The 8600-nt window shown below is 69.1% G+C and carries 10 protein-coding genes; 5 read left to right on the forward strand and 5 right to left on the reverse strand.

Annotated features, from left to right (window positions below; genetic code table 11):
- Positions 1-120 precede the first annotated feature (120 nt).
- The 5 genes from ACFV1W_RS39450 to ACFV1W_RS39470 form a co-directional block, all read right to left on the reverse strand.
- A complete protein-coding gene (locus ACFV1W_RS39450; RefSeq protein ID WP_380422274.1) occupies positions 121-996 on the reverse strand; it encodes a helix-turn-helix transcriptional regulator in 876 nt (291 codons plus the stop codon).
- Positions 997-1187: 191 nt separating this feature from the next.
- On the reverse strand, positions 1188-1529 hold the full coding sequence (locus tag ACFV1W_RS39455; RefSeq protein ID WP_380422276.1) for a hypothetical protein: 342 nt from the start codon (positions 1527-1529) through the stop codon (positions 1188-1190).
- A gap of 337 nt (positions 1530-1866) precedes the next feature.
- Positions 1867-2247 (reverse strand): DUF6197 family protein, encoded by a 381-nt coding sequence (locus ACFV1W_RS39460; protein WP_380422277.1) that lies wholly within the window; start codon positions 2245-2247, stop codon positions 1867-1869.
- A gap of 133 nt (positions 2248-2380) precedes the next feature.
- A complete protein-coding gene (locus ACFV1W_RS39465; RefSeq protein WP_380422279.1) occupies positions 2381-2581 on the reverse strand; it encodes a hypothetical protein in 201 nt (66 codons plus the stop codon).
- Positions 2582-2891: 310 nt separating this feature from the next.
- Positions 2892-3347 carry a hypothetical protein gene (locus ACFV1W_RS39470; protein ID WP_380422280.1) on the reverse strand — a complete coding sequence of 152 codons (456 nt, stop codon included), beginning with the start codon at positions 3345-3347 and terminating at the stop codon, positions 2892-2894.
- 444 nt (positions 3348-3791) lie between these two features.
- Between ACFV1W_RS39470 and ACFV1W_RS39475 the strand changes: the two genes are divergently transcribed.
- The 5 genes from ACFV1W_RS39475 to ACFV1W_RS39495 are packed head-to-tail and all read left to right on the forward strand — an operon-like array spanning position 3792 to position 8219.
- Positions 3792-4211: a hypothetical protein gene (locus tag ACFV1W_RS39475; protein WP_380422282.1), complete on the forward strand. Its 420-nt coding sequence runs from the start codon at positions 3792-3794 to the stop codon at positions 4209-4211.
- Entirely contained in the window at positions 4204-4776 is a 573-nt protein-coding gene (locus tag ACFV1W_RS39480) for a hypothetical protein (protein ID WP_380422283.1), read from the forward strand. The genes ACFV1W_RS39475 and ACFV1W_RS39480 overlap by 8 nt, the downstream gene beginning before the upstream one ends.
- 4 nt (positions 4777-4780) lie before the next feature.
- Positions 4781-6565 carry a putative T7SS-secreted protein gene (locus ACFV1W_RS39485; protein WP_380422285.1) on the forward strand — a complete coding sequence of 595 codons (1785 nt, stop codon included), beginning with the start codon at positions 4781-4783 and terminating at the stop codon, positions 6563-6565.
- A 47-nt stretch (positions 6566-6612) separates the two neighbouring features.
- On the forward strand, positions 6613-6918 hold the full coding sequence (locus tag ACFV1W_RS39490) for a YrhB domain-containing protein (RefSeq protein WP_380422287.1): 306 nt from the start codon (positions 6613-6615) through the stop codon (positions 6916-6918).
- A complete protein-coding gene (locus ACFV1W_RS39495) occupies positions 6915-8219 on the forward strand; it encodes a YrhB domain-containing protein (RefSeq protein ID WP_380422288.1) in 1305 nt (434 codons plus the stop codon). The genes ACFV1W_RS39490 and ACFV1W_RS39495 overlap by 4 nt, the downstream gene beginning before the upstream one ends.
- Positions 8220-8600 lie beyond the last annotated feature (381 nt).

Consider the following 8600-nt stretch of genomic DNA (forward strand, 5'->3'; position numbering starts at 1 on the left):
ACATCACCCGAACCCCGGCCAGCACGCCAGTACGGCCAACGTTCACACGTACGAGCGATCACGAAACAAGAGAAACAGGACTTAACGTCCACTCAAGGAATCCGGCATCTTGATGCGGAGCTACTTCCGCTTTGCCCGCGGCTGGCCCTTGGCCCGCTGCGCCAGGACGTCGTCGAGCACGTGGGCCGCGACGGCCGGCGGCAGGTCGAGGTCGTCGGCGAGGACCTTGACGATGCGCTCCCGCGGCTCGTCCCAGAGCTCCTGCTGCACGACGGCCACCTTGTTACGCAGGGCGAGGCCCTTCTGGGTGTCGGCCACCAGGCGCTCGCCGGTGCGCTTGGTGAACCCGAACTCCTCGACCAGCTTCTGCGCGATGACGGCGGCCGCCGTGTCCGCGGGTGCGGCCGCGAGGAGCTCGGCCGTGCGGGCCACCCGCTCGACCGCGTCCTTGCGGATGGACGCCACCTGGTTCGGGCTGCCGGCCTTGCGGCCGCCGGTGCGGGCGGCGCCGTGGCCCTTGGGGCGGTTCTCGTTCCACCGCCGCACGGTGCCGCGCTCCCAGTACCGGACGCCGTTGATCTCGGTCTTCGACTCCGGCCCGATCGTCCGCACCTTCTTCCCGGGTGCCGGCTTCTTGACGTAGTCCGGCCAGGCGTCCTTGTGGGGGCGGTCGTTCTCGGGCAGCGACTCCCAAGCCTCGATCCAGTCGAGCAGGTCCCCGTCGCGCTGGTCCGCGGGGTTGTTCTGCGGGTCGAGGGGGAGGACCGGGATGTCCTGCTTGTCGAGCGGGAGCTCGCGCTGCTTGGCCCAGGCCTGGACCTGCTCCTTGTCCCACAGGCGCAGGGGACGCTTGGCGTCGGGGTCGACGCGGGCGAAGCTCTTCACGCTGGCGGGGAACTTCTCCCACTGCCGCCGGCTCTGGAAGGTGGAGAAGGCGACGCCGAGAATTTTCGCGGCCTGCTCGGTGGTGACGTACTCGCGGCCGGCGGGGATCATCGCGGGCCTCCGTTTCGTGGTGGTGGGGGCCGGCAACCGACCCTTGCGACACGAGGAACGATACTACATAAAACATGCGACCGGTAGTCGGGTGTCGCGGTGCACCCCCGGAGGACAGCCCGGCCGGCACCCGCCTCCGGTGTCGCCACAGCCGGTGGCGTTCTCGATCAGCGCGTCGACCAGGGCATTCGTCAGCCCGGTCGCCGGCGGTGGCCGCCGTCCGGCCGCGGCAAGATCAGCAGGAACTCCATGCCGTCGTCGGAGGGCCGGCTGCCGAAACCGGCCTGGAGCAGGTGGGTGCTCATCTCCGTCAGCACCGGTACGCAGTCCGGGGTCCGGCACAGGAGCAGCACCTTGGCGCAGCTGCCGTCGGGCGTCGGGTCCTGGGCCTGGGTGCTGAAATCGCCTGCGTCGGCCAGGCCGTCGACGTCGCAGATCTTGCCGTGCTCGTCGGTGGCCAGGAGCCAGCCGGCGTCGGTGAGGACGGACTGGACAGCGGCCTCGGTCAGTATCGGTCGGGTTGCGTGAGCCATGGCGGTTCTCCTGGGTGTGTGTGGGCGGGCCCGTGAAGGTGTGGTTCGGAGGATCGGTTCGGGCGGGGTGCAGGACGTCGGCGCTTTCGTTGACGAAAACGCCGACGGCTGCGGATGTACTGGCGTCGACCGTGGTGCCGACCGCCGCTGCTGGGGGCAGGCCTGGGTGGGCGCGCAGGCCGAGTGTGCCCGCGGGTACGGGCTGTGGGCCCGCGGCGCGCACGGCACGCGGCCGACGGTCACCGGAAGTGCGAGGCCAGCGCCGGGAGGGCGCCGGCGCCGAGGTCCCAGTGGCAATCGGAGATCGGGTCGTCGGCGGCGTCGAGCGCGGTCGCTGTCACCGACAGGACACCGGCGGGGCGCTCGTCGCCGTCGGGCGTGATCGCGGCCCGGGCGTCCAGGCACCGGCCGTCGTGCGGCCCCCGGCGTCGCCCCAGTTCCACACCGTCGCGCGCCGGTACGCCTGCGCCCCGCTCCTCCACCAGTGCGGCACCACGACGGGACGGCCGTGGACGTGATCGGCCAGGACGATCAGCGCGGCGTCCACCAGGGCGCCCCGCTGCTCCCGCAGGAGCCCGCGCCGGGCGCGCGCGGCCGCCACCAGCGCATGGGTGACCGTGGCCGGGCCGGTCCATGGAGCCTGCGCCCACTCCCGCTCGCCCTGGTGCAGGCCCACCAGGGCCAGGTGATCGGCGGCCGCCTCCAGCAGGGCGGCCACCGCCGGGTCCGCGAGGGGCCGACGCTGCGCCCCGGCGCCTCGGCGGGCGCGGGCCGGACGCCGAGTTCCTCGACCTGGTTCCAGAAGCGGTGCAACGCGCTCGGGTCGCCGTCGGGCGCGGCGGTGGTCTCGACTACCGGCCCTCCTGGTCGTTGATCCGCACGGTTGCGGTCCCGCTGGCCCGGTTGGCGCGGACGACGACGCTGTGGCGGCCGGACGTCACGCCGAAGACCAGGCCATGCGGCATGGCCTCGGCGGTGAGGGCCTGTACGTCGGCGGTGAAGGCGGCGGCGGCCGTGAGGGGGCCGAACGGGCGCAGGCTGCTGCTGGACACGGGGTTTCCCTTCGGTGGTGCGGGTTGACCGGAGTGGCCGCCAAGCCAACCCCGCTATGAAGAGCTATACCACATGAAACCTTCTCAGATGGGGATGGTGACCCCCGTTCGAGCGGGGACTTCGGTGCTTTCGTCGACGAAAGCACCGAGGGCGGGGCCCGGGGCGGCGGTCAGCCGCCGGGTTGGGCGGTACCGGCGTCCAGCAGCGGCAGCGCGGCGGTCGTGATGGCCGTGATCTGCTCCGTGGTCCAGGTCGAGCCGTCGAAGCTGACGTGCAGCAGCTCGGCGACGGTCTCAGGCCGGCGGACCGTCAGGCGGATCTCGTAGTTGCCTCGGCGCGGGCGCCGGCGAGGTCCCGATCGGTAGGGGTGACGCGCTCCTCGTCGGCGCTCCCCGGGGTGTGGTGGCTGATCAGGTTGAGGAACCGCTCGTCGTACCGGCACTTCCCGGAGCAGACGACCAGCGCGGCGCGGGTGCCGCCGACGATGACGGCGTGCCGGTTGCGCCGCGTGCGGATCTCCACGTGCAGGGCCCGGACGGCGAGCGTGCGCTCCAGCCAGAAGCCCCGGCCGTGTTCGTCCCAGAACTGCCGCCCGACCTTCCAGCCCGTCAGCTGGTAGATCTGCTCGTAGTCCCAGGGCTCCCCGGTCCGGTAGTCGCGGTCCTCGGGTCCGGAGGCCGGCCACAGCAGGTCGTAGCCCTGGGCCGTCCAGATGCCGTCCGTGACGCGCTCCTCGACGCGGACCAGGATGCGGGGGGCGTTCACCGGCAACTCGCGGGGCGGGGGTCCGTGAGCACGGGGCAGCTGAGGCAGTCGTGGGCGGGCTGTGAGACGCAGCGCCGGTAGGGGCCCACGCGGCCACCTGGGTGCCGCGCGCGAGCAGGAGCGCGAAGGGCAGGAGGGTGCAGAGGATCGCGCCGCCCGGGCCATGGCGGGGTGCAGGTGGCATCGGTGAGGTCGAGCTCGGCCCAAACCGTCTTCGCGTTGGGGCTGCCACCACCGAGGCCTGGCCCAGAATTCCTCTCCGCGGCCCGCCCCGCTCCGAGCGGTGTGCCGTTGGCACACATACCTTCGCCGTACGGATAAAACCCGCCCATATGGCAGCAAGTCCACCGCATGCCCTCTACGCACTCGGTGTTTGGGCGCCCAGCCCGTGACGCTCTGCTCAAAAGCGTGTGCGCTAGGGTGTCGAGAGCTCGGTGTAGGGGGGTGACGGTGCGTAATGCAGGCTTGGTGCATCAGGTGCGGATGTTGCGGGCGGGGGTCGGGGATCCGTCGGTGATGTTGGCGCAGTTTCGGCTCAGTGCCGTGTTGGTGCCGTTGTGGGGTGATGAGGCGGTGTGGACGGCGGACGAGGGGGGTCTGCGGTGGATTTTCGCGTTCTCGTCCGAGGAGGAGCTGGCGGCGTTCGTGCGGTCGAAGGGGCTGTCGCTTGATGGTTTCCCGTACATGACGGTGTTCGGTAGCCGGTTGTTGGATGTGGCGGTGCCGGGGCTTGGTGTTCCCGGGGGGATCGCACTGGATGTGGCGGGGAAGGAGCCGATGCTCTTTCCTCCGGTGCGGGGGATCGTGCCGGACGAGGTGGCTCTGGACGGGCCGGTGACGATGGGGGATGTGGGCGTTGGGTGAGGGCTATCAGGCGGATCCCGAGGCGTTGAAGCTGGTGGCGGACGGCCTGACCGGGGTGATCGCCGAGCTGAAGTCGATCGGCATAGCCGGGATCGCGGAGGGCGGGAACGGTTTCACCGAGCTGGAGCTGGGCGGCATGGAGGCCGGTGACTTCGAACTGTCCACGACGTTCGTGGAGTTCTGCGAGCGCTGGAGCTGGGCGGTCAGGTCGCTGGTGGTGAAGGGCTCGGACATGGCGAGCAAGGTCGGCTTGGCGGCCGGTACGTACTACGAGCAGGAGCAGTACGCGAGCGGGCTGGGGAAGGACGTCGTGGCCGGCATCATCGGCAATCCCCACCTGACCGAGGAGCAGGTCGAGCACGAGTCGTGGTCGCAGGTGTGGGGCGACAACCCGATCAACGACATCATGCACCCGGACTACTCCGGCAAGTCGTTCGACAAGGCCGAGGCCGACATCAAGCAGCAGTGGCAGAAGGCGGCCCAGGACGCGCTCCAGAAACCCGGCATCGTCAACATGACGCTGAACGCGACGGTCGGCCCCATTCCGCCGGCTGCGGAGAAGTGACGTCGTGGGATTTCTCGGAGACGCGCTGGACTTCGTCGACGATGCCGTCGACAGCGGGACGAAATTCGTCGCCAAGGGCCTGCAGAAGGGCGGGCACCTGGCCGGGGAGGCACTGGATGCGGCCGGCCTGCACGGCGCCGGGCAGACCGTCAGCGGCTGGGGCGACGACATCGCCGACGACGCCGGCGTCAAGGTCAAGGAACGCAACCTCGACCAGAGCGACGACCCGAAGGAACTGCTCCACGGCGACGCCAAGAAGCTGAACGAGGTCGCCGGCCACCTGCAGAAGTTCCACGACGCGTTCGACAAGGCCGGCCAGGGCCTGACCCGCCTGGACACCGACCACTGGACCGGAGAGGCCGCCGACAACTTCCGCCGGGACTTCGACCCCCAGCCCAAGCAATGGCTGGCGGCAGCCGACGCCTTCGCGAAGGCCGGCATCGCCCTGACCACCTACGCCCACACCGTCAGCTGGGCCCAGGACCAGGCCAAGGACGCCGTCCGGATCTGGAAGGAGGCACAGAAGAAGACGGACGCCGCCGCCAAGACCTACATGAACGACGCGATGACCTACAACCTGCGGCTCAAGGCGTACAACGCGACGCCGGCCGACCAGCGCCAGGGGGACCCGCCGGCCGACCCCGGCGAGTTCAAGCCCCCCGCGGACGCGGTCGCCCAGTTCAAGGAGGCCGAGGACAAGCTCGACGCCGCCCGCACCCAGCGCGACTCCGCCGCCCGCACGGCCCTCGCGGCCGTCAAGGCGCTCGTGGAATCCGCCCCGGCGATGCCGAGCCGCACGGAGATCCTCAAGGCCGAAGTGATGGACACCGCGACGTCCGTCCCGGAGCTTGTCCTCCACTTCGGCGGCGGCGTCGTGAAGAGCGCCGTCGACCTGAACAAGCTCCTGCGCAGCGTGAACCCGATCGACCCCTACAACGCCACCCACCCCGCCGAGTACGCCACAGGCCTCTCCGGCCTCCTGGCCGGCCTGTCCGGGTCCGCCAACAACCCCGTCGAAGCCGTCAAGGGCCTCGTCGGCAGCGGCTGGGGCTCCGACCCCGCCGAAGCCGGCGGCAAACTCTTCGGCAACCTGCTGCTCGCCCCCGAAACCGGAGGCGGCAGTGCCGCCGCCACCGCCGCCGAACGCGAAGCCACCGCCGTAGCCGAAAACGCGGCCAAGAACACCGCCGAACAGGCAGCCAAGGACGCCGCCGAGAAGGCGGCCGAGCAGGGTGGTGCAGCCGACTGGTACAAGGACATCTTCGAGCCGAAGGGTCCGTGGCGGCCGGAAACCCAAACCACGTACCCGGCCTACCACGCAGGTTCGGTAACACCGGAGCAGGCCCAGGCCCTGATCGACAGCGAATTCCCGTGGCTGAAGGACCTGAATAGTCCGCGCTTCGAAGCCGGACAACCGGGATATAACGTGAACTGCACCAATAATGTTGTCGCGGTTGACAGAAGGCTTGACGGCCTGGACGTGTACACCGCCCCGCTCCAGAAGGGGCGCACTGATCCGGAAATGGAAGATCTGTACAGAAAAGAGCTCGGGGATCCGGAAGCATCGTTCCATCCGGTCCGCGGCTACGATGTGATCAGCGAGGATATGTCAGCAAGAGGTCCCGGTTCTCGCGGAGTTGTGTCGATCGATCGGGGGGATTACACGGGTCATGTGTTCAACGTGGTCAACGTCGATGGTCGCGTGATCTATATAGACGGTCAAACTGGCAGGCTGGCAACCCTGGAGACGGATGACATCACTAGTATAAAATATATGCCTTATCGATAGCTGCAGCCGGGATTTCGCCGACCTATTGCGTGAGGAGTTTTGCGTCGATGACTCGACAGGAAGTAATCGAGGCGGTTCGGATCCGTCTTGCCGGTCTCTACCCCATGGCGCCGCCGACTGTCGCACTTCGGGACGAATGGGTCGAGGAGTGCGGGTGGGCTTGGAAGGTGCGATTCGACACCCAGGAGTACCTGGAGACGGGCGATGCCAGCACGCGACCGATGAACCGGTGCCTGTACGTTCGTAAGGACACCGGCGCAGTCGAATTCGTCCCGTCAGCACTCTCCGTCAAACAGAGTCGCTACTTCCTGGAGACCGGCATTTTCCCCCCGCCCCCGGACTCTGAACTGTGAACGACACCACTGCTCGTACGCGGGCCTGGCTGCAACAGCTTTACGGGCCCGTGGTCGATCTCGCCACAGACCAGCCGGTCGCCGAAACCGAACAGGTGTGGTGGTACGCCCTGCGCGCGTTGCCTGAACCCGGTTACAAGACCACTCAGATGCTCAACGCCTCCATCGTCGTACCGAAGGACGGCTCAGCTCCGTTCCACCCTGGCAATAGCGACCCCTGGGGAGATGCGATGGCGCTCGCCCAGAACCCGGGTCCGCGCACTCGGCAGGACTGGGAGAACCGAGTCAACGCCCGGAGCTGTGTGGTGGCGGTGGACGCTGCCATCGACCAGGCGGCGGTCAGCATGTTGCCGTGGCAGCCGTACCACGAAGCGCCCGGCTGGTGGGGACGGTTGATCCGCCGATACTTCGCCGGCGCCGAGGTCGGCACCTGTGCGAACTGGGACGAGGTGCTCGCGGCTGTCGACCAAGGCGGCCAGGACACGCGCGGTGTCGTGCGGGTCCGTCGTGAGCTGGGCGGTTTCGAGGCAACCGGGCATCTGCTGTACGCCTACAACGATGGAAACCGCGTTGTTGTGCTGGACGGCCAGAGCGGCGGACTCGCCCGCCTCGATGCAACTGGGGTGCGCCAACTCTCCCTGGCCCGCTTCCACCGGCCGCGCGGTGGTGTGTCCGCCCTCTCGCCGCCGTGGCGGCGCACCGCCACCGACCTGGCGTCCGCAGTGGTCAAGGCCGAGGCGTGGCTGGCTGAGCACTACCGTGACGAGGTCGTTCTCGTCGATCCCGGCGAACAGGACGATCTCGGGCGGGGTTGGCTCTTCGCCTGCAACAACCGCGCCTTTCTCGCGAGCGGGGATTGGTCCCTGGGAATGCTGGACGCTGCCGTGGTGGTGCCGAAGGACGACACCTCCCCGTTCGGGCTGCCCAACACGGACCCCTGGGGCTGGCTCGACCGGTGGCTCGCAGACGGCGTACCGGGCGTGGACGGGATGGCTCTGCCCCCCGCTCCTGGCCAAGCAGCCTGGTTCGCACCTACCTTGGCTCAGCTGGGGCCGGTCCTGGAAACAGCCGAGTTCGCGGACTGGCCGACCGCAATGGCCGGGGTGGTCGGCACCCCGGACGGCGCTCGCATGCTGGCCTGGGTCCGCCGGCGTGACCGCCGCGGGCGGGAGAGCGTCGGAAGACTGATCGCTGTGGCGCATACGTCCAGCGGGCCGGTGCTCCTCGACGTAGCTACCGGCGAGGGAGCCGATGTGGAGCTTGAGGGCGTGATGGCTGTCCGGATCACGCGCTACCGGTGAACACACGCGCCTTGACGCTTCGGATCGCCGAATTCGCGCTCCAGGCCGGCTCCCTGCGTGCAGGGAGCCGGCCCGGCGGCGCTGCTCCTCATACCGTCCGGCCCAACTCGGCCTGGGTCTCCGCCGGCGGCAGCACCCAGGTCCTGCCCTTCGGCTGACCGGCACACCGAGTGCGGCTTTCCTACTGATCCCGCAAAGCGGCAGCGTGGGTCACGGCTGCGGCGAGGAGTGCAACGCACCCTCCGAGCAGCATTACCACCGACGGGGACGAGGCGTCGACGACCGAGCCCGTAGTGCTCCAGAACAGCTTCACCGCTGCTGGCTTCGGACAACGTGGCCGAGGCCAGCGGTCCGGCATGATCGGTAACCGTGCTCGTACGG

Source organism: Kitasatospora sp. NPDC059648, assembly GCF_042734825.1.
Lineage (GTDB): Bacteria > Actinomycetota > Actinomycetes > Streptomycetales > Streptomycetaceae > Kitasatospora.

Coding starts and splice junctions, on each gene's coding strand:
- ACFV1W_RS39450 (WP_380422274.1), bottom strand. CDS start 996: ATGATCCCCGCCGGCCGCGAGTACGTCACCACCGAGCAGGCCGCGAAA.
- ACFV1W_RS39455 (WP_380422276.1), bottom strand. CDS start 1,529: ATGGCTCACGCAACCCGACCGATACTGACCGAGGCCGCTGTCCAGTCC.
- ACFV1W_RS39490 (WP_380422287.1), top strand. CDS start 6,613: ATGACTCGACAGGAAGTAATCGAGGCGGTTCGGATCCGTCTTGCCGGT.